Here is a 19,534-nt window from a genome sequence, read left to right as displayed (position 1 = left end):
CACAAGTCCGGCAGGGCGCGTGAGCGTGTCCCCCGCGCCGCAGCGGCGCGGGGGGAGGCGGGATCACTCGGCGTCAGAGGCCTTGGGTGCGGCCTTTTTCGCCGGGGCCTTCTTGGCCGCCGGTTTCTTGGCCGCCGTGGTCTTGGTGGCGGTGGTCTTCTTGGTCGCGGCTTTCTTGGCCGGGGCCTTCTTCTTGGCGACCTTCTTGCCGGTCTTGGCGGCGCGTTCGGCGATCAGTTCCACCGCCTTTTCCAGGGTCACCGCCTCGGGCTCGACCCCTTCGGGCAGGGTGGCGTTGATCTTTTCCCACTTCACGTAAGGCCCGTACTTGCCTTCCAGAAGCTGCACCGGCTCGCCCGCCTCGGGGTGATCGCCCAGCTCTTTCAGCACCTTGGCTTGGCCGCGTCCCTTGCGCGAGGCGACCTTTTCCGCCAGCAGCTGCACCGCGCGGTTCATGCCCACGGTCCAGACCTCATCCAGCCCTTCCAGGTTGGCATTGGTGCCGCCCCGGTTCGAGGTGGTGTCGGCGTGTTTGATGTAAGGTCCGTAGCGGCCGATATTGGCCCAGACGTTCACCCCGTCCTCGGGATGGGTGCCGATCAGCCGGGGCAGCGACAGCAGGCGCACCGCCTCTTCCAGGGTCAGATCCTCGGGCGTCCATTCCTTGGGCACCGACTGGCGCGGCGGCTTGGGGTTTTCCTTGGTCGCCTCGCCGCGCTGTACGTAGGGCCCGAAGCGGCCCTTCATGACGCGGATCTCGTCGCCCTGGTCCTCGCCCAGAAGCTTGCCCTCGGGCGGGATCGCGCTGGCCTCGGCCTCGGGGTTGGGCGGGCCGAAGGGGCGGGTGTAGCGGCATTCGGGATAGTTCGAACAGCCGATGAAGGCGCCGCCCGAGCGCGCGGTGCGCATCGACAGGCGCCCGGCGCCGCAGTTCGGACACAGGCGCGGATCGCTGCCATCCTCGGTCGGCGGGAAGAGATGCGGCTCCAGCACCTCGTTGATCTTGTCCAGAACCTCGGTGATGCGCAGCTCGGAGGTCTCGGCGATGGCGGCCGAGAAATCGCGCCAGAAGCGGGCCAGCACGTCCTTGTAATCGCGGTCGCCGGCCGAGACATCGTCCAGCTCTTCTTCAAGATCAGCGGTGAAATCGTATTCCACGTATTTCTTGAAGTAGTTCGACAGGAAGGCGATCACCAGCCGCCCCTTGTCCTCGGGGATCAGGCGGTTCTTGTCCTTCACCACATAGCCGCGATCCTGGATCGTGGTCACGATGGAGGCATAGGTCGAGGGGCGGCCGATGCCCAGCTCTTCCATGCGCTTGACCAGCGTCGCCTCGGTGTAGCGCGGCGGCGGCTGGGTGAAATGCTGTTCCGGGCTGATGGTCTTCTTGTCGGTCTTCTCGCCCTGGTGGATCTGCGGCAGACGCTTGTCGTCATCGTCGGCCACGTCGTCGCGGCCCTCTTCGTAGATCCGCAGGAAACCGTCGAACAGCACCACCTGGCCGGTGGCGCGCAGGCCGACCTGGGCGTCCTGGCTGCCGATCTCGACCGTGGTCCGCTCCATCCGGGCGCCTTCCATCTGGCAGGCCAGGGTGCGTTTCCAGATCAGATCGTAAAGCTTGCGCTGATCCTCCGACAGGCCCAGGGCGGCGGCGTCCTTGGTCATATCCGTCGGGCGGATACATTCGTGCGCTTCCTGGGCGTTCTTCGCCTTGTTCTTGTAGACCCGGGGGCTGGCGGGCACGTATTCCTTGCCGAAGCGGTCGGCGATGGCGTCGCGGCAGGCGGTCACGGCCTCGGGCGCCATGTCGATCCCGTCGGTCCGCATATAGGTAATGTGCCCGGCCTCATAGAGACGCTGGGCGGTGTTCATCGTGGCCCGGGCGCCCATGCCGAACTTGCGGCTGGCCTCCTGTTGCAGGGTCGAGGTCATGAAGGGCGGCGAGGGGTTGCGCGAGGCAGGCTTGGCCTCGACCGACTGCACGGACAGATCGCGCGAGGTGATGGCCTGCACGGCCATATCGGCCTGGGTGCCGTTCTCGATCGAGAACTTGTCCAGCTTGTCACCCGCCAGCGAGACAAGACGGGCCTCGAATTCCTGCCCGCGCGGGGTGGTCAGGATGGCTTTCACGCTCCAGTATTCGCGCGGCTTGAAGGCCTCGATTTCCATCTCGCGCTCGACGATCAGGCGCAGGCAGACCGATTGCACCCGGCCCGCTGACTTGGCGCCGGGCAGCTTGCGCCACAGCACCGGCGACAGGTTGAAGCCCACCAGATAGTCCAGCGCCCGGCGCGCCAGATAGGCGTGCACCAGATCCTCGTCCACCTGGCGGGGGTTCTTCATCGCCTCGGTGACGGCGGATTTGGTGATGGCGTTGAAGACCACGCGGCTGACCGGCGTGTCCTTCTTCAGCGCCTTGCGGTTGCGCAGCGCCTCTTCCAGGTGCCACGAAATCGCCTCGCCCTCGCGATCGGGGTCAGTTGCCAGGATCAGGGCGTTGTCGTCCTTCAGCGCGTCGGCGATGGCCTTCACATGCTTTTTACTGTCGCTGGCGACCTCCCATTTCATGTCGAAGTCATGATCGGGGTCGACCGAGCCGTCCTTGGGGGGCAGGTCGCGCACATGGCCGTAAGAGGCGAGAACGGTGTAGTCGGAGCCGAGATATTTGTTGATTGTCTTGGCCTTGGCCGGGGACTCGACGACGACGACGGGCATGTGGGTTCCTTTCGCTGGGGGGCTCGACTCGAAAGACGCGCCTTGGCGGCGGACCATGTGGGCTGGCAGGGTTGATTGTCAATGGAGGCAATCCTGCCTATGCCCGCCGCCGGTGCTGCGGCGCGGCATCGGCGGGTGGACTGCCTCAGTTTTCGCCGCGGGTGATCAACCCGCCGGGGGCGCGGCGAATGCGCCCCTCCAGTTCCAGGTCGGTCAGGGCGGGGGCGACCTGCCGCGCCGGGGCGTCCAGACGGGCCAGCAGCACCTCTTCCTCGACCGGGGCGGGGCCGATGCGTTCCAGGATCTGGGCGTGCAGCCGGGCGATGTCGCGCAGGGGCCGCGCGGGGGGCGGGGGGCCGTCGGGCCGCGGGTCTGGGGCGGGGGCAGGGGTCGGCGTCGGGCGTACGGCGGCCGCGCCCAGCACCTCCAGCACGTCGCGGGCGCCGCGCACCAGGCCTGCGCCGTCGCGCAACAAAAGGTTGCAGCCCGAGGCGCGGGCCTCGAACGGGTGGCCGGGCACCGCCAGCACCTCGCGGCCCTGGTCCAGCGCGTGGCGGGCGGTGTTCAGCGTGCCCGACTTCGCCGCCGCCTCGACCACCACCACCGCCCGCGCCAGGCCAGAGATCAGCCGGTTGCGCTGCGGGAAATGGTGCAGCGCGGGCGACAGGCCCGGGGGCTGTTCCGACAGGCACAGGCCCGTCTCGGCGATGCGCCGGGCCAGATCGCGGTTCTCGAAGGGATAGACCTGGTCCAGCCCGCCAGGAAAGACGGCGAGGGTGCCGGTCTCCAGCGCGGCCTCATGGGCCTGGGTGTCGATGCCGCGCGCCAGCCCCGAGATCACCAGCTGCCCCGCCTGGCCCAGATCGGCGGCCAGGGCGCGCGCCATGCGCAGCCCCAGCGACGAGGCCTGCCGGGCGCCCACCACCGCCACGCCGGGGCGGGCCAGCAGATCGGCGCGGCCCTGCGCCCAGAGCAGAGGCGGCGCATCGGCCAGATCCTCCAGCGCTGTGGGATAGGCGGCCTCGCCCCGGGCGATCAGCCGGGCGCCCAGGGTCCGGCCTCGGGCCAGTTCCTGTTCGGCGATGGAAAGGGGGCAGGGGGTGTAGTGCTCTAGACCCGCCGCGCGGGCCACCTCGGGCAGGGCCTCCAGCGCCGCCCCGGCGCTGCCATGTTCGGCCAGCAGCCGGTAAAAGGTCGCCGGTCCAACCCGGCGAGAGCGCAAGAGACGGAGCCACGACAGCCGCTCATCTTCCGTGGTGGGTGGGAGTGGGGGGTGAGTGGAAGAGTGAGTATCCACGACCATCATGACTCCGCCTGCTTGCAGAATCAGTTCTACCGTTCGGCTGGTTAATTATGCGTGAAGAGGGGCCGGGCGGTCTTCGCGCCTGCAGCGTCCAGACCGCTTGCCCCCGACGCCCGCGCGCCCCATGATCCGCCGCAACGGGCCGCGCCCCTGCGGCCCTGACGCAGATGAAGGAGCGCCCCCCATGACCTTTCCCGATTTCATCATGGGCCTGCCCGCCCTCGACGTGCCCTTTCCCGAAGAGGTGGTGCAGACCCGCGCGGTGCAATCCGACGCCGGGCTGGTGATCTTCTTTACCTTCCTTCAGGACATGGTCCTGCCGCCCCATGCCCACGGGCCGCAATGGGGCACCGTGGTCGAGGGCGAGATCACCCTGACCATCGGCGGGGTGACCAAGACCTACACCCCGGGCGAAAGCTACGACATTCCCGATGGGGTCGAACATGGGGCCACGATCAAGGCGGGCACCAAGGTCATCGACGTCTTCGCCGAGGCCGACCGCTACGCCCTGAAGGGCTGAGGGCGGCTTGCCTCCGGGGCTGCGGGGTGACAGGAGGGACCCCGTACTGCCCAGAGGAGGGACCCCCATGTCCGAACGCGGCTTCATCCGCCATGTCGTCTTCTTCAGCGCCAAGGACCCGGCCGACCGGGCCCGGGTCTATGAAGGCCTGTCGATCCTGAAACAGAACCCCCATGCCCGGGTGTTGGAGGTGGTCGAGAACAGCCGCGTCGACAGCTGGTCGGGCGAGGTCGACGTGGTCGTCTATGGCGAGTTCGAGGATGCCGAGGCCCTGGCCGCCTACAAGGCGCATCCCCTCTACCAACAGTCGATCGACCTGGTGAAACCCCTGCGCGAACTGCGTATCGCCGCCGATTTCTGACCGGCCTGCGCTACAGGCAAGAACGAAAAAGGCGCCTGCGGCTGGCAGGCGCCTTTTGGCGTTAAGGGGGGATCAGGTGGCCGATCCGCCCACGGTCAGCCCGCCGATCAGCACCGTGGGCTGGCCGACGCCCACGGGCACCCATTGGCCCGACTTGCCGCAATTGCCCATGCCCGGGTCCAGCGCCATGTCGTTGCCCAGGGCGCGGATCTGCTTCATCGCCGCGGGGCCGGACCCGATCAGCGTCGCCCCCTTCACCGGCGCCACGCGCTGGCCGTTCTTCACCAGGTAGGCCTCGGTGCAGTTAAAGACGAACTGGCCGTTGGTGATGTCCACCTGACCGCCCGAGAAGCCGACCGCATGGATGCCGTCCTTCATCTCGCCGACCACCTCTTCGGGGGTGGCTTCGCCGCCCAGCATGTAGGTGTTGGTCATCCGGGGCATCGGTGCATGGGCATAGCTTTCGCGCCGCCCGTTGCCCGTGGGCGCCACGCCCATCAGGCGGGCGTTCTGCCGGTCCTGCATATAGCCCACCAGGATGCCGTCCTCGATCAGCACGTTCTTGCCCGAGGGCGTGCCCTCGTCATCCACGGTGATGGAGCCGCGCCGGTCGGGAATGGTGCCATCGTCCAGAACCGTCACGCCCGGGGCCGCCACCCTCTCGCCGATGCGCCCCGAGAAGGCCGAGGCGCCCTTGCGGTTGAAATCGCCCTCCAGCCCGTGGCCCACGGCCTCGTGCAGCATGACCCCGCACCAGCCAGAGCCCAGGACCACGTCCATCTGACCGGCGGGGGCGGGGATGGCCTCCAGATTGACCAGGGCAATGCGCAGCGCCTCGCGCGCCTTGGCCTGCCAGTCGGCGGGGTCGATCAGACCGTCAAGCGCAATGCGCCCGCCGCCGCCCGCGGTGCCGGTCTGGCGCTGGCCCTTGTCCTCGACGATGACGCTGACATTCACCCGGGTCATCGGGCGGATGTCCGACACCACATGGCCCTCGGGGCGCAGGATCACCACTTCCTGACAGGAGGCGGCGATGGTGGCCGACACCTGCACCACGCGCGGATCCAGATCGCGGCAGAAGGCGTCGATCTCGCGCAGGGTGTCGACCTTCATCGGAAAGCTATGGCCAGCGATCGGATCGAGGTCTGCATAAAGATGTCGGTTGGTGCCCGGCGGCGGCGGCGCCATGGTGCCGCCACCATCGCCCACGGCCAGCTGCGCGGTGGCCACGGCCCGTTTCAGCGCCGCCTCGGAAATGTCGGTGGCATGGGCATAGCCCGCCACCTCGCCACGCACCGCGCGCAGGCCGAAGCCCTCGGCGGCGTCATAGCTGGCGTTGCGGATCCGCCCGTCGTCGAAATGCAGCATCTCCGAGCGGCGCCGTTCCAGGAACAGCTCGCCATCGTCGGCCCCCGCCACCGCCTCGCGCAGCAGGCGCAGCGCGACGCCCTCGTCCAGCATCGTCTCGAAGGGGCGGAAGGGGGTTTCCGGGGCGGTTGCGGTCATCGCTGGGGGCCTTTCAGGAGCGGGCGCGGCGCGGCTTCGGGCGCGCCGGAACAGAATCGGTACATTGCGCACCTATGTTCTGGGAAGTGCAAGGGAAGGGCGCGGGGGCCTGCCTGCGACATATTTTCTTGATCTGGATCAAAAAACTGACTTCTGACGCGCCCGTGATTATTGTCGTGAGCGTAAGAATATGATTTTAAGCTGCAACAAACAATGGGAGCGCCATGGCCATCGGGCGCTCTCCCCCGGGGGAGGCCGGGTGGGGAGGAGGCCGAGACTGTGCAGGCGATCTGCCGCAACCGATCAGGGTGACCGATGCGACTGAAGACACATTTTATTGGCCTCATGGCCGCTTTTGCCGCCGCCCCCGCGATGGCACAGGACCTGGAGACCATTGGCAAGCCGACCACCGGCGGCATGGGGTTCCAGTTTGCCGCGACCGAGCTGGCGCGCGATCTGCAATGGCTCGAGCACATGATCCTCTACATCATTGCGGCGATCGTGATTTTCGTCTGCGCGCTGCTGCTGATCGTGATCCTGCGGTTCAACCGCAAGGCCAACCCGACGCCCGCGACCTTCACGCACAACTCGCCGCTGGAAATCGCCTGGACTGTTGTGCCGATCCTGATCCTGCTGTTCATCGGGGCCTTCTCGCTGCCGACGCTGTTCAAGCAGCAGGTGATCCCCGAGGGCGACATCCACATCAAGGTGACCGGCTACCAGTGGTACTGGGGCTATGAGTACACCGATGCGCAAGACCTGGAATACGAAGGCTTCCTTCTGCCCAAGGAAGACCTGGCCGCCTATGGCTACAACGACGACGAATACCTGCTGGCCACCGACAGCGCCGTCATCGTGCCGGTCGGCAAGACCGTCGTGATGTCCGTGACCGGTGCCGACGTGATCCACTCCTGGACCGTGCCCGCCTTCGGCGTGAAACAGGACGCCGTTCCGGGCCGCTTTGCCCAGCTGTGGTTCACCCCCGAGCAGGAAGGCGTCTACTTCGGCCAGTGTTCCGAGCTTTGCGGCAAGGACCACGCCTATATGCCGATCACCGTGAAGGTGGTCAGCCAAGAGGTCTATGACGCCTGGCTTGCCGCCTCCGAAGCGGCCGGTGGCTATGTGCCGCTGAGCGAGCTGCCCGCGGTCTGATACCGCTGGCGGGCGCCCTCCCGAGGGGGCGCCTGGATGCCACGCAAGGGTGGCGGGCCGATGCGGTCCGCGCCCGACGTGGGAGGAGAGGGAGGAGGCGCCCGGCCCAGGCCCGGCGCGACCCTTTGAAACCCGATCCGCCCCGGCGCCGCTGCCGGCCCACGGTTCCCCCGCAAGATCGAGACCCAAGACATGACCGACGCAAGTATCCAGACGCAGGCAAAAGAGGGCGACGCCGGGTTCGGCGATTACGTCGCGCTGCTCAAGCCGCGCGTCATGTCGCTGGTGGTCTTCACCGCGCTGGTGGGCCTGGTGGCCGCGCCGGTGCCGGTGCATCCCTTCATCGCCTTCTGCGCGATCCTGTTCATCGCCGTGGGCGGCGGCGCCTCTGGTGCGCTGAACATGTGGTACGACAGCGACATCGACGCGGTGATGAAACGCACCCGTGGCCGCCCGATCCCCGCAGGCCGGGTGGGCCGCGACGAGGCGCTGGCCCTGGGCCTGGCGCTGGCCGGGTTCTCCTGCGTGATGCTGGCGCTGGCCGCCAATGTCTTCTCGGGGCTCTTCCTGGCCTTCACCATCTTCTTCTACGCCGTGGTCTACACCATGTGGCTTAAGCGTTCGACGCCGCAGAACATCGTCATCGGCGGCGCCGCGGGCGCCTTCCCCCCGATGATCGGCTGGGCCGTGGCCACCGGCGGCGTCAGCGTCGAGTCGGTGCTGATGTTCCTGCTGGTCTTCATGTGGACCCCGCCGCATTTCTGGGCTCTGGCGCTGTTCATGCGGTCCGATTACGACGACGCGGGCGTGCCCATGCTGACCGTGACCCACGGGCGCCCGGCGACCCGCCGCCATATCCTGATCTACACCGCCGCCTTGGCGCTGGTGGCCATCGGCACCGCCTTCACCTCGATCGGCGGGCCGTTGTACCTGGCCGTGGCCCTGGTGCTGAACGCGCTGTTCCTGGCCGGGGCCGTCCGCATCTGGCGCCGCGACGAGGTCATGGCCGAGGCCGATGACTACCGGGTCGAGAAACGCTTCTTCAAGCTGTCCCTGATCTACACCTTCCTGCATTTCGCCGCGATCCTGGTCGAGGCGGTGCTGAAACCCTACGGACTGGGAGGCTGGTAACCCATGCCCCTGACCCATGAACACGAATTGCACAAGCGTCGCCGGGGCCTGAACATGGGCCTGGGCCTGGTGCTGGCCGCCTTCGTGGCGCTGGTCTTCGTGCTGACCTTCGTCAAGGTCACCGGCCAGACCCTGCAAATGCCCGACACCCTGCCCGGCACCAGCGCCGCAGCAACGGAGGGGTAAGCGATGGATCCGAAGAAAAAGACCGTTTTCCAGGCTCTGGGCGTGATCGTCACCATGGGGGCGCTGGCCTGGGCCGCCGTGCCCGCCTACAACTACTTCTGCGCCGTGACCGGCTTTGGCGGGGTTACGCAAGAGGCCGAGGCGGGGGCGGACCATATCCTGGACCGCACCATCAAGATCCGCTTCGATGCCTCGACCGAACGCGACATGGCCTGGGATTTCAAACCCGTGCAACGCGAGGTCGAGCTGCGCATCGGCGAGACCGGCCTGGCTTTCTACGAGGCGCATAACCCGACCGACCGCCCGATTGCCGGGCAGGCCAGCTACAACGTCACGCCCTATGAGGCGGGCGGGTTCTTCACCAAGATCGACTGTTTCTGCTTCACCGAACAGGTGCTGATGCCCGGTGAAACGGTCGAAATGCCGGTGACCTTCTACGTCGATCCCGAAATGGTCGAGGATCGCGACGCAAAGTATATCCACACGATCACGCTGGGGTATACGTTCTATGAAATCGACATGCCCGAGGGCTATGCGGCCGATCACGCCGCGTTGCTCGGCGGGCAAGCCGCGACAACCGATGTGAACTGAGGGGCCAAGCCCGGGGAAGAGAGTTATGGCGCACGCTAAGAACCACGATTACCACATTCTGCCACCGTCGGTGTATCCGTTCATCGCGGCGGTTGGCACCTTCGTCATGCTGTTCGGCGCCGTCATGTGGCTGAACGACAGCGGCCCCTGGATGTTCCTGGCGGGCCTGATCGCCATCCTCTACACCATGTTCGGCTGGTGGCGCGACACCGTGCTGGAAAACCAGGCGGGCGATCATACCGCCGTGGTCCGCATCGGCCTGCGCTATGGCGTGATCCTGTTCATCATGTCCGAGGTGATGTTCTTCGCCGCCTGGTTCTGGTCGTTCTTCAAGCACGCCCTCTACCCGATGGGCCCGGAAAGCCCGGCCGTGGATGGCGTCTGGCCGCCTGCGGGCATCGAGACCTTCGACCCCTGGCACCTGCCGCTGATCAACACCCTGATCCTGCTGTGCTCGGGCGCCGCGGCCACCTGGGCGCACCACGCCCTGGTGCATGAAAACAACCGCCGCGACCTGAAGGCGGGCCTGCTGCTGGCGGTCCTGCTGGGCCTGCTGTTCACCGTCTTCCAGGCCTATGAATACAGCCACGCGGCCTTCGGTTTCGGCGGCAACATCTATGGCGCCAACTTCTTCATGGCCACCGGCTTCCATGGGTTCCACGTGATCATCGGCACGATCTTCCTGATCATCTGCCTGATCCGCGCCAATGCCGGTCACTTCACGCCCTCCAACCACGTGGGCTTTGAGGCGGCAGCCTGGTACTGGCACTTCGTCGATGTGGTCTGGCTCTTCCTCTTCGCCTCGATCTACATCTGGGGCCAGTAAGCGCCGCGCGGGGGCGGGGGTTTACCCCGCCGCCCGATGGGCACAGGATCCAAGGGCGCGGGCTTTCCGCGCCCTTCTTCATGAATGGGGACGACATGCGGGGAAAACTGATCGGGGCGCTGGTGCTGGGGCTGGGCGGCGTGGCCATCCTGCTGGCGCTGGCCAACTGGCAACTCCGGCGGCTGGAGTGGAAGACCGAGGTGCTGGCCCGGATCGAGGCGCGCATCGCCGCCGATCCCCTGGCCCTTCCGGACGCGCCCGACCCCGAGGGCGACCGCTATCTGGCCGTGGCCCTGAGCGGCCAGTTCACCGGCGCGCCGCTGCGGGTGCAATCGGCGCGCGAGGGGCTGGGGGCGGGCTATCTGCTGGAACAGGCCTTCCAGATGGCGGATGGTCGCCGGATCATCGTGGAACGCGGCTTCGTGCCCCAGGCCCAGGCGATCCCGCCCGCGCCCGAGGGGGCGGTGACGATCACCGGCAACCTGGTCTGGCCCGATGAGGTCGACAGTTTCACCCCGGCACCGGACCTGGAAACGGGCCTTTTCTACGCCCGTGACCTTCCCGCCCTGGCCGCCCAGCTGGAGACAGAGCCGCTGTTGCTGGTGCGCCGCGAGGGCCCGGCGGGCGGTGGCGCCCTGGTCGCCGCGCCGGTCAGCACCGCAGGCATTCCCAACGACCACCTGGAATATGCGATCACCTGGCTGTCTCTGGCCGCCGTATGGCTGGTCATGTCCGCCTATCTGATTTATCGCATTCGCAAACAGTCGAGAGGCGAGACGACGTGATTTACGTATCGACCCGGGGGCAGGCCCCGGACCTGAGCTTCGAAGAGGCCATGCTGACCGGTCTGGCCCGTGACGGCGGCCTTTACGTGCCCGCCGAGATCCCGACCCTGTCCGAGGACGAGATCCGCGCGCTGCACGGGCTGTCCTACGAGGAAACCGCCTTCCGCATCATGTGGCCCTTCCTCGGCGACACGTTCACCGAGGACGAGTTCCGCGGCTGCATCGCCCGCGCCTACGAAGGTTTCGGCCATGCCGCCCGCGCGCCGCTGGTGCAGCTGGAGCCGGGGCATTTCCTGCTGGAGTTGTTCCACGGCCCCACCCTGGCCTTCAAGGACTTCGCGATGCAGCTGATCGGTCAGCTGTTCCAGACGGCCCTGGCCAAGAATGGCCGCCGGATCACCATCGTCGGTGCCACCTCGGGCGACACCGGCTCTGCCGCGATCGAGGCCTTCCGGGGGTTGGATAACGTCGATGTCTTCATCCTCTACCCGCACGGCCGGGTGTCCGAGGTGCAGCGCCGCCAGATGACCACGCCCGCCGACAGCAATGTGCACGCCCTGGCCGTGGATGGCGATTTCGACGGCTGCCAGGCGCGGGTGAAGGACATGTTCAACGATTTCGCCTTCCGCGACGAGGTCGGGCTGGCGGGCGTCAACTCGATCAACTGGGCGCGGGTGCTGGCGCAGGTCGTCTATTACTTCACCTCCGCCGTCAGCCTGGGCGCGCCCGACCGCAAGGTCAGCTTCACCGTGCCCACGGGCAACTTCGGTGACATCTTCGCGGGCTACGTGGCGCGCAAGATGGGCCTGCCCATCGACAAGCTGGTGGTGGCCACCAACCAGAACGACATCCTGCACCGCTGCCTGACCACCGGGGCGTACACGCCCGACGGCGTCGTGCCCTCGATCTCGCCGTCGATGGACATCCAGGTCAGCTCGAACTTCGAGCGGGTGCTGTTTGACGCGCTGGCGCGTGACGGCGCCGCCGTGACCCAGCTGATGGACGAGCTGAAGGCCGGGGGCTTTACCGTGCCCCAGGGCGCGCTTCAGGCGCTGCAAGAGGCCTTCATCTCGGGCCGCTGCTCGGAAGAGGAAACCCTGGCCACCATCGCCCAGATGAAGGATCTGAGCGGCGAGCTGCTGTGCCCGCACAGCGCCGTGGCGGTGAAGGTGGCGCGCGAGTTGCGCGATCCGGCGACGCCGATGATCAGCCTGGCCACCGCCCACCCGGCCAAGTTCCCCGATGCGGTGGAACAGGCCAGCCAGATCCGCCCCGGCCTGCCCGCGCGCATGGCCGACCTCTTTGACCGCGAAGAGCGGGTCACCCGCATTGCCGACGATCTGGGCGCCATCGAGGCGCTGATCCGTGAAAGGAGGGCGCATTGAGCGTCGAACTGACGACCCTGAAAAACGGGTTTCGCGTGGTCACAGAGACCATGCCGGGGCTGCAATCGGCCTCTATCGGGATCTGGGTCAGCGCCGGGGGGCGGCATGAGCGGCCCGAACAGAACGGCATCGCCCATTTCCTGGAACACATGGCCTTCAAGGGCACGAAGACGCGCAGCGCCCTGGACATCGCCGAGGTGATCGAGGACGTGGGCGGCTTTATCAACGCCTATACCTCGCGCGAGGTGACGGCCTATTACGCCCGGGTGCTGGAAAACGATGTGGCCCTGGCGCTGGAGGTGATCGCCGACATCCTGCGCGCCTCGGTCTACGATCCGCATGAGATCGAGATGGAACGCGGCGTGATCCTGTCGGAGATCGGTCAGGCGCTGGATACGCCCGACGACATCATCTTCGACTGGTTGCAGGAACAGGCCTATCCGGAACAGCCCCTGGGCCGCACCATCCTGGGCCCCTCGGAACGGGTCAGCGCCTTTACCCGCGCCGACCTTCAGGGCTTCGTGGCCGAGCATTACGGGCCGGGTCAGATGATCCTGGCCGCCGCCGGGGCCGTGGATCACGCGGCGCTGGTGAAACAGGCCGAGGCGCTGTTTGGCGACATGCCCGCCCACGGCCAGCCCGATCTGGTGCCCGCCCGTTTCGTCGGCGGCGACCTGCGCCGGGTCAAGGAGCTGGAACAGGCCCATGTGACCTTCGGTTTCGAAAGCCCTGACTACCGGTCGGACAAGGCCTATGCGGCGCAGATCTACGGTGCGGCCCTGGGCGGCGGCATGTCCTCGCGCCTGTTCCAGGAACTGCGCGAAAAGCGCGGGCTGTGCTACACCGTCTTCGCCCAGGCCGGCGCCTATACCGACAGCGGCATGACGACGATCTACGCAGGCACCTCGGCCGACAAGGTGGGCGAGTTGTCCGAGCTGATTCTGGACGAGATGAAGCGCGCCGCCGAGGGGCTGAGCGCGGCCGAGACCGACCGCGCCCGCGCCCAGATGAAGGCCGGGCTGCTGATGGGTCTGGAAGGGGCGTCGAACCGCGCCGAACGCCTGGCGCGGATGGTCGAGATCTGGGGCCGCGTACCGCCCCTGGACGAGGTGGTGGCCCGGATCGACGCGGTCACCGCCGCGGATCTGCGCGCCCATGCCGAGGAGATGGCGGCCCGGGCCCCCATGGCCCTGGCCCTTTACGGTCCTGTGGAGGGGGCGCCGGACTTCGCCCGGCTACAGGCCCGCCGCGCCGCCTGATGCTGCGGTCCCGGCGCAAAGTACGGATCGAGACCGAGCGTCTGCTGCTGCGCCTGCCGGTCCATGCGGATTTCACCGCCTGGACCACCCTGCGCGCCGAAAGCCGCGCCTTCCTGACCCCCTGGGAGCCGCTCTGGTCGCGCGATCACCTGACCCGGCGCAGCTTCACCAACCGGGTCTACTGGGCGCAGCGTTCGGTCACCGGGGGCACCGCGCTGCCGCTGTTCATGGAACGCGCCGAGGATGGCGCGCTGGTCGGTGCGATCACCCTGGACAACATCCGCCGCGGGCCCAGCCTGTCAGGGGTGCTGGGCTACTGGATCGGCGAGCGCTACAAGCGCCAGGGTTACATGCGCGAGGCGATCGGCGGCGTGGTGCAACATGCCTTCCACCGCATGGACCTGAGTCGGATCGAGGCCGCCTGCCTGCCCGAGAATACCCCCTCGCGCCGCCTGCTGGAAAGCGCCGGGTTCAAATACGAGGGGGTGGCGCAAAGCTATCTTCAGATCGACGGCCGCTGGCGTACCCATGTCCTTTACGCCTCGCTGCGTCTGGACCGGCGCGGGCGCACCGAGGCGGGGTAGGGGAAGCTTTTGCCCGATAGGGGGGCTCTGCCCCCGCCGCCGGAGGGCGGCAAGTGGAGGGATTAGGGGGCTCTGCCCCCGCCGCCCTGCGGGCGACTCCCCCTGGATATTTTTCGCAAACGAGAAGGCAGGGCCGGGGCGCGCGGGCGGCCAGGGTGGTGAAAAGGCGGGCAGCACGGGGGTGTGATCGAGGCCTCACGCGGGCGTGAGGGCCGCCGGGCGGGCGGGGCGTGCTAGGCTGGGTGCAGGAGGATCCGCCGATGTTTCGACGCCTGCTGGCCCTGTGGGCCGTCCCGCTCCTGCCGGTCCTGGCGCCGCTGCCTGTCGCGGCCCAGGTGCCGGTCAGCCATTGCATCGCCATCGCCCGCGACCTGCCGGGCGCGCGGCTGGTGCAGCTGGCCTCGTTCCGCGATCCCTTGCCGGACTATACCGTGCGGATCAGCTATCTGACCCATTCCGCCTTCCTGATCCAGTCGCCCGGGGGCGTCGGCGCGGTCACCGACTATCCGGGCTATATCGGCACCGCCGATTACCTGCCCGACGTGGTCACCATGAACCACGCCCATTCCAGCCATTTCTCCGCCTTCCCCGATCCGGCCATCCCCCATGTGCTGCCCGGCTGGTCCGAGGACTTCGGCCAGCCGGTCTCGCATATGCTTCAGGTGGGGGACATGCTGGTGCGCAACGTGTCCACCGACATCCGTTCGCGCCTGGGCGGGGTCGAGGCAAACGGCAATTCCATCTTCATCTTCGAGGTCGGGGGCCTGTGCATCGGCCATCTGGGCCATCTGCATCATGAACCCAACGACCAGCAATATGCCGCCATCGGTCGGCTGGATGTGGTCATGGTGCCGGTCGACGGCGGGCTGACCCTGGACACCGCCAGCATGGTGCGGGTGGTGGAACGACTGCGCGCCTCCATCGTGCTGCCGATGCACTGGTTCTCGGGCGCCAGCCTGGGCGCCTTCCTCGACCGTCTGTCGGGCGATTTTGCCATTGAGCTGCGCGACGACAATTCACTGGAGGTCTCGCTGCGCGACCTGCCGGAGCGGCCCACCATCCTGGTGCTGCGCCCCGAGGCGCTGCGCGATCCGGGCTAGCGGTCCGCGGTGCGCAGGGGCCGTTTCGTCAGCTCGGCGCGCAGGGCCTCGGTCAATACCTCGGGGCTTTGGTCCGCCTCGATCGCCAGGCGGCGCAGGCGGAAGTGGATGCGCGCCATGTCCTGGTAATAGCTGGTATAGGCATAGTTCACGGCGGCCCCTGCCGCCGCCCCCAGCACCGGCACGGTCTGCGCCGCCAGCTTCTGGCCCAGGGCCGCGGCCAGGCGCGGTGCGACCGAACTGATCAGCCCGTGCAGCGTGGTCCCGGTCAGGGTCAGGCGGGTGGCCAGAAAGGCCGTCTCGGCGCCGTCATCCTCGGCCAGCGGCCCGGCGGCGGCAAAGACCCGCAGGCTGTCGAACTGCACATTGGCCTCGGCCGGGTCGAACCCCTCGGCCGCCGCCACGCCTTGGATCGAGCGCAAGAGCACCGTGGTGGTCACCGGCAGTTCCGCCAGGGCCGAGGGCAGGCCGCCCAGGCCCCCCGCCGCGCCCAGCCCCGTGGTCACCACCCGGTCCAGCCAGCCGGGCTGGTCACCGACCAACCCGCGCGAACGTTGCGCGGCGGCCATCGCCGCCTCCAGCGCCGCTTCGGTGGCCCGGTCAAGGCGGCCACGCACCCCCTGGGGCAGGCGCTCCAGCAGCCCTTCGGCGCGGGTGCCCAGCAGGGTCAGCACCTGCAAGCCCGGCCCGCCCGCGCGCCGGTGCAACCGTGCCAGGGCGGCGATCTCTTCGGCCAGCTCGGGCGGCAGGGCCAGGGGGGTGGGGTCGGCTGCGGTCATCGGATCCTCCGTCTTGCTGTCCAGATGGGGGCGCTGCGGCCCAAAGGAAAGGGGCGCCCCTGCGCGGATCCGGGCGCGCGCCCCTTTCTTCTCATTGCCAGAAATATCCCGGGGGGGGGGCGGCGCAGCCGCGACGGGGGTAGAGCCCCCCTGGCGCGTCCCCAGACAAGGCGCCCTCAGGCGGCGCGGGTCACCTCGCCCGCCAGCCCATCCCAGGCGCCGGGGGTCAGTTCCAGCCCCAGCACCCGGTCGGGGTTGGTGGGCGGCGGCATGACGATGTGATCCAGCTTGGCAAAACCGAAACGCGAGTAATAGGGCGCGTCGCCGACCAGCAGTACCCGGTCCCAGCCGCTATCGCGCGCCGCGTGCAGCGAGGCGTTGATCAGCAGACCGCCCAGACCCTCTCCCTGGTGGGTCGGGTGCACCGCCACCGGACCCAGCAACAGCGCAGGCTGCCCCGCCGCGCGCACCGGCCAATAGCGGATCGCGCCGCCGACCACCCCTTCGCCATCGCGCGCCAGCTGGCACAGCCCGGCCACCGGCGCGACCCCGTCGCGCAGCCGGTAGGAACTCAGCGCGCTGCGCCCCGGGGCGAAACAGAGATCGTACAACGCTTCGACCTCCCACCAGTCATCCGCGGTTTCGGGGGAGAGGGTGAACATCGTCTCTGCGCTCTTGCTCAGTCTTTTGGGTTGGAAAGGGGCCTATCACGGGATTACCTCATGGGCAAACCCACCGGAGAGACGCATGTTCTACGCACCCAAAGACGGCCACGGCCTGCCGCACAACCCGTTCAAGGCGCTGGTGGCGCCGCGCCCGATCGGCTGGATTTCCACCCGGGGCGCCCTGGGCGACAACCTGGCCCCCTATTCCTTCTTCAACGCCGTGGCCGACACGCCGCCGCAGGTGATGTTCGCCTCGACCGGGGCCAAGGCCGACCGGCCCGCCAACAAGGACAGCGTGGCGCAGATCCGCGAGACCGGGGTGTTCTGCTGCAACATCGTCTCCTACGCCCTGCGCGACGCGATGAACGCGAGTTCCGCCGCCCTGGCCGCGGGCGAGGACGAGTTCGCCGCCGCCGGTCTGGAAAAGGCCCCTTGCCAGCTGATCGACTGCGCCCGGGTGGCGGCGGCGCCTGCGGCGCTGGAATGCCGCATGACCCAGATCGTCGAGCTGGCAGGCGCGGCCAACACGATGGTCATCGGCGAGGTGGTGGGCGTGCATATCGCCGACGAGGCCCTGACCGAGGGCCAGTTCGACGTGGCCAGGGTGCAGACCCTGTCGCGCCTGGGCTATCGCGACTATTCCGCCGTGCGCGAGCTTTTCTCGCTGAACCGTCCGGGCCAGATCTGAGGCCCCGCCCACGCGGTTTGCGCGCGGGCCCCGCCCATGCTATCAGACAGGCGCAGCCACAGGAGGGCATGATGGACCAGCACCTTTGAAACCCTGAAATCTTTCACGCGTTTTCGAAGGAGGCCCCATGCCTTACACCCTTCCCGATCCGGGCTGCGCCCATCCCATCCGTCTGCCCGATGGCACCGCCCATCCCGGCACCGCCTATCTCAAGCTGCTGATCACCCATCCGCAGTTCGAGGTGGGCGACTATACCTATGCCGCCGATTTCGACCCGCCCCAGGATTGGGCGGCGCGGCTGGCTCCCTATCTGTTCCCCTTCAGCCAGGAACGGCTGGTGATCGGGCGCTTTTGCCAGATCGCCCATGGGGTGCGTTTCCTCACCTCCTCGGCCAATCACGCGATGGATGGCCTGTCGACCTATCCCTTCCCGGTCTTCGGCGCCGAGGTGCCCGAGGGCTATCAGCCCGATCGGCGTGATACGGTGATCGGCCATGACGTCTGGCTGGGGCATGGGGCCATGGTGCTGCCCGGGGCGCGGATCGGCGACGGGGTGATCGTCGGCGCGGGCGCGGTGGTCGGCGGCACGGTGCCGGACTATGCCATCGTCGCGGGCAACCCGGCTCGGGTGGTGCGGATGCGCTTTGCGCCCGCCGATATCGCCCGGCTGAAGGCCCTGGCCTGGTGGCACTGGCCCGCGCTGGTGATCGCGACCGCCCGCGCCGCGCTGGAGGCCGGGGATCTGGCCGCGCTGGAGGCCCTGGCGCCCTAGGGCGTCTCGTGGCGGTGCTCTGCCACAAGGGTGGAGATCAGCGCCTGGGCCGTGGCGGCCTGGCGCGGATTGCCATCCTGGCCCGCCAGTACCTTGGCTGCCTTCCACAGGGCCCAGCCCCGGGCACGAGCCCAGGTTGCGGGATCCAGCGGCGGCGCGGCGCGGAAGGCGGCGCGAGAGGGACCCTCGAAGAGGGTCCAGGCGATGGTCAGATCGCAAGCCGGATCGCCCAAGGCCAGGTTGCCGAAGTCGATCACCGCGATCAGTTCCCCGCCGCGCTGCAACAGGTTGTCGGGGGCCAGATCCCCATGCAGCAACACCGGCGCCCCGGTCCAGCGCGCGGCCCGTGCCCGATCCCACAGCGCCCGCGCGCCCGCCTGGTCGATGCGCGCGCCCAGGGCGCGCAACGCGGCCTCGGTCTCCTCTGCATAGATCGCCAGATCGCCGCCGCGATGGAAATTGCGCGGCCCCGGCCAGGGGGTGGGCAGATCGGCGGGCAGCGAGATCTGCTGCAAGGCGCCCAGGAACCCCGCCAGGCGCTCTGCCGTCGATACCGGATCGGCCAGATCGGCCAGGCAGACCGGCGCACCCGGGATCCACTGGCTGATCAGCCAGGGCCAGGGGTAGCCCTCGCCCTTCACCCCCATGGCCAGGGGCTGCGGGATGGCCAGCGGCAGGGCCGGGGCCAGGGCGGGCAAGAGCGCCTTTTCCATCGGCACTTGATCGGCATAGCGCCGCGCCGAGGGCAGCCGCACCACCTTGTCGCGGCCCAGCCGGAAACAGCGGTTCGACCAGCCGCCAGGCACGATCGGCACGACCGCCTCGGCCCGCCATTCGGGAAACTCGGCGGCGATCAGACGCGCCACATCCGCCACGCCGGGGGCGATGCGCCCGTCCTCATCTTCAAGAAAACTCATGCCCGCAGGGATAGGCGGGGCAGATCACAGGGACGTGACGCTCCGGCCTGCTCCGTCGCCGGAGGGCGACAGGTAGAAGGGGGCAGGGGGCTCTGCCCCCGTCGCCGGAGGCGACAAGTGGCAAGAGAGGGGGGCTCTGCCCCCCGGCCGCGCGTGTCGCGCGACTCCCCCCCCCGGGATATTTTTGGCAAGCGAGAAGAGGGGGGCGGGGCGCGCCGAGGCCGCGTTGCGCCCGTTGACCTCCTTTGCAGCCGGGGTGCCTTCAGGGCTTCTTAGTGCGCCCCGCTCTCTTCTCATTGGCAAAAATAT

At 68.2% G+C, this 19,534-nt stretch carries 20 protein-coding genes; 14 read left to right on the top strand and 6 right to left on the bottom strand.

Annotated elements, in window-relative coordinates; translation table 11 throughout:
* Positions 1-63: 63 nt before the first annotated feature.
* Positions 64-2,715, bottom strand: coding sequence for a type I DNA topoisomerase (gene topA, locus ACRARE_RS01085; protein WP_432654559.1), 2,652 nt, complete (start codon positions 2,713-2,715; stop codon positions 64-66).
* 145 nt (positions 2,716-2,860) lie between these two features.
* Positions 2,861-4,018 (bottom strand): DNA-processing protein DprA, encoded by a 1,158-nt coding sequence (gene dprA / locus ACRARE_RS01080; RefSeq protein WP_432654558.1) that lies wholly within the window; start codon positions 4,016-4,018, stop codon positions 2,861-2,863.
* 184 nt (positions 4,019-4,202) lie between these two features.
* Here dprA and ACRARE_RS01075 point away from each other — a divergent pair, with 184 nt between their 5' ends.
* Positions 4,203-4,538, top strand: a complete 336-nt coding sequence (locus ACRARE_RS01075; RefSeq protein ID WP_432654557.1) for a cupin domain-containing protein — start codon at positions 4,203-4,205, stop codon at positions 4,536-4,538.
* Between the two features lie 67 nt (positions 4,539-4,605).
* On the top strand, positions 4,606-4,899 hold the full coding sequence (locus ACRARE_RS01070; RefSeq protein ID WP_432654556.1) for a Dabb family protein: 294 nt from the start codon (positions 4,606-4,608) through the stop codon (positions 4,897-4,899).
* Between the two features lie 72 nt (positions 4,900-4,971).
* On the opposite strand, the gene tldD is transcribed toward ACRARE_RS01070, so the two are convergent.
* Positions 4,972-6,405 (bottom strand): metalloprotease TldD, encoded by a 1,434-nt coding sequence (gene tldD / locus ACRARE_RS01065; RefSeq protein ID WP_432654555.1) that lies wholly within the window; start codon positions 6,403-6,405, stop codon positions 4,972-4,974.
* Positions 6,406-6,720: 315 nt separating this feature from the next.
* On the opposite strand from tldD, the gene coxB reads away from it, so the two are divergent.
* The 10 genes from coxB (at position 6,721) to ACRARE_RS01015 (ending at position 15,404) form a co-directional block, all read left to right on the top strand.
* A complete protein-coding gene (gene coxB, locus ACRARE_RS01060) occupies positions 6,721-7,557 on the top strand; it encodes a cytochrome c oxidase subunit II (RefSeq protein ID WP_432654554.1) in 837 nt (278 codons plus the stop codon).
* 192 nt (positions 7,558-7,749) lie between these two features.
* Positions 7,750-8,688, top strand: coding sequence for a heme o synthase (cyoE, locus tag ACRARE_RS01055; protein ID WP_432654553.1), 939 nt, complete (start codon positions 7,750-7,752; stop codon positions 8,686-8,688).
* A 3-nt stretch (positions 8,689-8,691) separates the two neighbouring features.
* Positions 8,692-8,874, top strand: coding sequence for a cytochrome c oxidase system small membrane protein (locus ACRARE_RS01050; protein ID WP_432654552.1), 183 nt, complete (start codon positions 8,692-8,694; stop codon positions 8,872-8,874).
* 3 nt (positions 8,875-8,877) lie between these two features.
* Positions 8,878-9,465: a cytochrome c oxidase assembly protein gene (locus tag ACRARE_RS01045; protein ID WP_432654551.1), complete on the top strand. Its 588-nt coding sequence runs from the start codon at positions 8,878-8,880 to the stop codon at positions 9,463-9,465.
* 25 nt (positions 9,466-9,490) lie between these two features.
* Entirely contained in the window at positions 9,491-10,291 is an 801-nt protein-coding gene (locus ACRARE_RS01040; RefSeq protein WP_432654550.1) for a cytochrome c oxidase subunit 3, read from the top strand.
* Between the two features lie 95 nt (positions 10,292-10,386).
* Complete coding sequence (locus ACRARE_RS01035) at positions 10,387-11,076, top strand: SURF1 family protein (protein WP_432654549.1); 690 nt, start codon at positions 10,387-10,389, stop codon at positions 11,074-11,076.
* Positions 11,073-12,461 (top strand): threonine synthase, encoded by a 1,389-nt coding sequence (gene thrC / locus ACRARE_RS01030; protein WP_432654548.1) that lies wholly within the window; start codon positions 11,073-11,075, stop codon positions 12,459-12,461. The genes ACRARE_RS01035 and thrC overlap by 4 nt, the downstream gene beginning before the upstream one ends.
* On the top strand, positions 12,458-13,720 hold the full coding sequence (locus ACRARE_RS01025) for a M16 family metallopeptidase (protein WP_432654547.1): 1,263 nt from the start codon (positions 12,458-12,460) through the stop codon (positions 13,718-13,720). The genes thrC and ACRARE_RS01025 overlap by 4 nt, the downstream gene beginning before the upstream one ends.
* Positions 13,720-14,304, top strand: coding sequence for a GNAT family N-acetyltransferase (locus tag ACRARE_RS01020; RefSeq protein WP_432654546.1), 585 nt, complete (start codon positions 13,720-13,722; stop codon positions 14,302-14,304). The genes ACRARE_RS01025 and ACRARE_RS01020 overlap by 1 nt, the downstream gene beginning before the upstream one ends.
* A 260-nt stretch (positions 14,305-14,564) precedes the next feature.
* Positions 14,565-15,404: an MBL fold metallo-hydrolase gene (locus ACRARE_RS01015; protein WP_432654545.1), complete on the top strand. Its 840-nt coding sequence runs from the start codon at positions 14,565-14,567 to the stop codon at positions 15,402-15,404.
* On the opposite strand, the gene ACRARE_RS01010 is transcribed toward ACRARE_RS01015, so the two are convergent.
* Positions 15,401-16,183: an EcsC family protein gene (locus ACRARE_RS01010; protein ID WP_432654544.1), complete on the bottom strand. Its 783-nt coding sequence runs from the start codon at positions 16,181-16,183 to the stop codon at positions 15,401-15,403. The two genes, ACRARE_RS01015 and ACRARE_RS01010, sit on opposite strands and share 4 nt — an antisense overlap.
* A 176-nt stretch (positions 16,184-16,359) precedes the next feature.
* Complete coding sequence (locus tag ACRARE_RS01005) at positions 16,360-16,845, bottom strand: GNAT family N-acetyltransferase (protein ID WP_432654543.1); 486 nt, start codon at positions 16,843-16,845, stop codon at positions 16,360-16,362.
* A gap of 85 nt (positions 16,846-16,930) precedes the next feature.
* Between ACRARE_RS01005 and ACRARE_RS01000 the strand changes: the two genes are divergently transcribed.
* Both ACRARE_RS01000 and ACRARE_RS00995 read left to right on the top strand, forming a co-directional pair.
* On the top strand, positions 16,931-17,536 hold the full coding sequence (locus ACRARE_RS01000; protein ID WP_432654542.1) for a flavin reductase family protein: 606 nt from the start codon (positions 16,931-16,933) through the stop codon (positions 17,534-17,536).
* Between the two features lie 127 nt (positions 17,537-17,663).
* The gene (locus tag ACRARE_RS00995) at positions 17,664-18,308 is read left to right on the top strand and encodes a CatB-related O-acetyltransferase (RefSeq protein WP_432654541.1); all 645 of its coding nucleotides are present in this window, start codon (positions 17,664-17,666) and stop codon (positions 18,306-18,308) included.
* Here the strand turns inward: ACRARE_RS00995 and ACRARE_RS00990 are convergent.
* A complete protein-coding gene (locus ACRARE_RS00990) occupies positions 18,305-19,225 on the bottom strand; it encodes an aminoglycoside phosphotransferase family protein (protein WP_432654540.1) in 921 nt (306 codons plus the stop codon). The genes ACRARE_RS00995 and ACRARE_RS00990 overlap by 4 nt on opposite strands.
* Between the last annotated feature and the right edge of the window lie 309 nt (positions 19,226-19,534).

Origin of the sequence: Pseudooceanicola aquaeponti (assembly GCF_050897975.1) — a bacterium.
Taxonomy (GTDB): Bacteria; Pseudomonadota; Alphaproteobacteria; order Rhodobacterales; family Rhodobacteraceae; genus Pseudooceanicola.
Note: the sequence above shows the minus strand (reverse complement) of the source record. Positions and strands in the feature narration are given on the sequence as shown.

Bases quoted from the DNA above. Each gene is read 5' to 3' on its own strand.
- topA (WP_432654559.1), bottom strand. From the start codon at position 2,715: ATGCCCGTCGTCGTCGTCGAGTCCCCGGCCAAGGCCAAGACAATCAAC.
- dprA (WP_432654558.1), bottom strand. From the start codon at position 4,018: ATGGTCGTGGATACTCACTCTTCCACTCACCCCCCACTCCCACCCACC.
- ACRARE_RS01075 (WP_432654557.1), top strand. From the start codon at position 4,203: ATGACCTTTCCCGATTTCATCATGGGCCTGCCCGCCCTCGACGTGCCC.
- ACRARE_RS01070 (WP_432654556.1), top strand. From the start codon at position 4,606: ATGTCCGAACGCGGCTTCATCCGCCATGTCGTCTTCTTCAGCGCCAAG.
- tldD (WP_432654555.1), bottom strand. From the start codon at position 6,405: ATGACCGCAACCGCCCCGGAAACCCCCTTCCGCCCCTTCGAGACGATG.
- coxB (WP_432654554.1), top strand. From the start codon at position 6,721: ATGCGACTGAAGACACATTTTATTGGCCTCATGGCCGCTTTTGCCGCC.
- cyoE (WP_432654553.1), top strand. From the start codon at position 7,750: ATGACCGACGCAAGTATCCAGACGCAGGCAAAAGAGGGCGACGCCGGG.
- ACRARE_RS01050 (WP_432654552.1), top strand. From the start codon at position 8,692: ATGCCCCTGACCCATGAACACGAATTGCACAAGCGTCGCCGGGGCCTG.
- ACRARE_RS01045 (WP_432654551.1), top strand. From the start codon at position 8,878: ATGGATCCGAAGAAAAAGACCGTTTTCCAGGCTCTGGGCGTGATCGTC.
- ACRARE_RS01040 (WP_432654550.1), top strand. From the start codon at position 9,491: ATGGCGCACGCTAAGAACCACGATTACCACATTCTGCCACCGTCGGTG.
- ACRARE_RS01035 (WP_432654549.1), top strand. From the start codon at position 10,387: ATGCGGGGAAAACTGATCGGGGCGCTGGTGCTGGGGCTGGGCGGCGTG.
- ACRARE_RS01020 (WP_432654546.1), top strand. From the start codon at position 13,720: ATGCTGCGGTCCCGGCGCAAAGTACGGATCGAGACCGAGCGTCTGCTG.
- ACRARE_RS01015 (WP_432654545.1), top strand. From the start codon at position 14,565: ATGTTTCGACGCCTGCTGGCCCTGTGGGCCGTCCCGCTCCTGCCGGTC.
- ACRARE_RS01010 (WP_432654544.1), bottom strand. From the start codon at position 16,183: ATGACCGCAGCCGACCCCACCCCCCTGGCCCTGCCGCCCGAGCTGGCC.
- ACRARE_RS01005 (WP_432654543.1), bottom strand. From the start codon at position 16,845: ATGTTCACCCTCTCCCCCGAAACCGCGGATGACTGGTGGGAGGTCGAA.
- ACRARE_RS01000 (WP_432654542.1), top strand. From the start codon at position 16,931: ATGTTCTACGCACCCAAAGACGGCCACGGCCTGCCGCACAACCCGTTC.
- ACRARE_RS00995 (WP_432654541.1), top strand. From the start codon at position 17,664: ATGCCTTACACCCTTCCCGATCCGGGCTGCGCCCATCCCATCCGTCTG.
- ACRARE_RS00990 (WP_432654540.1), bottom strand. From the start codon at position 19,225: ATGAGTTTTCTTGAAGATGAGGACGGGCGCATCGCCCCCGGCGTGGCG.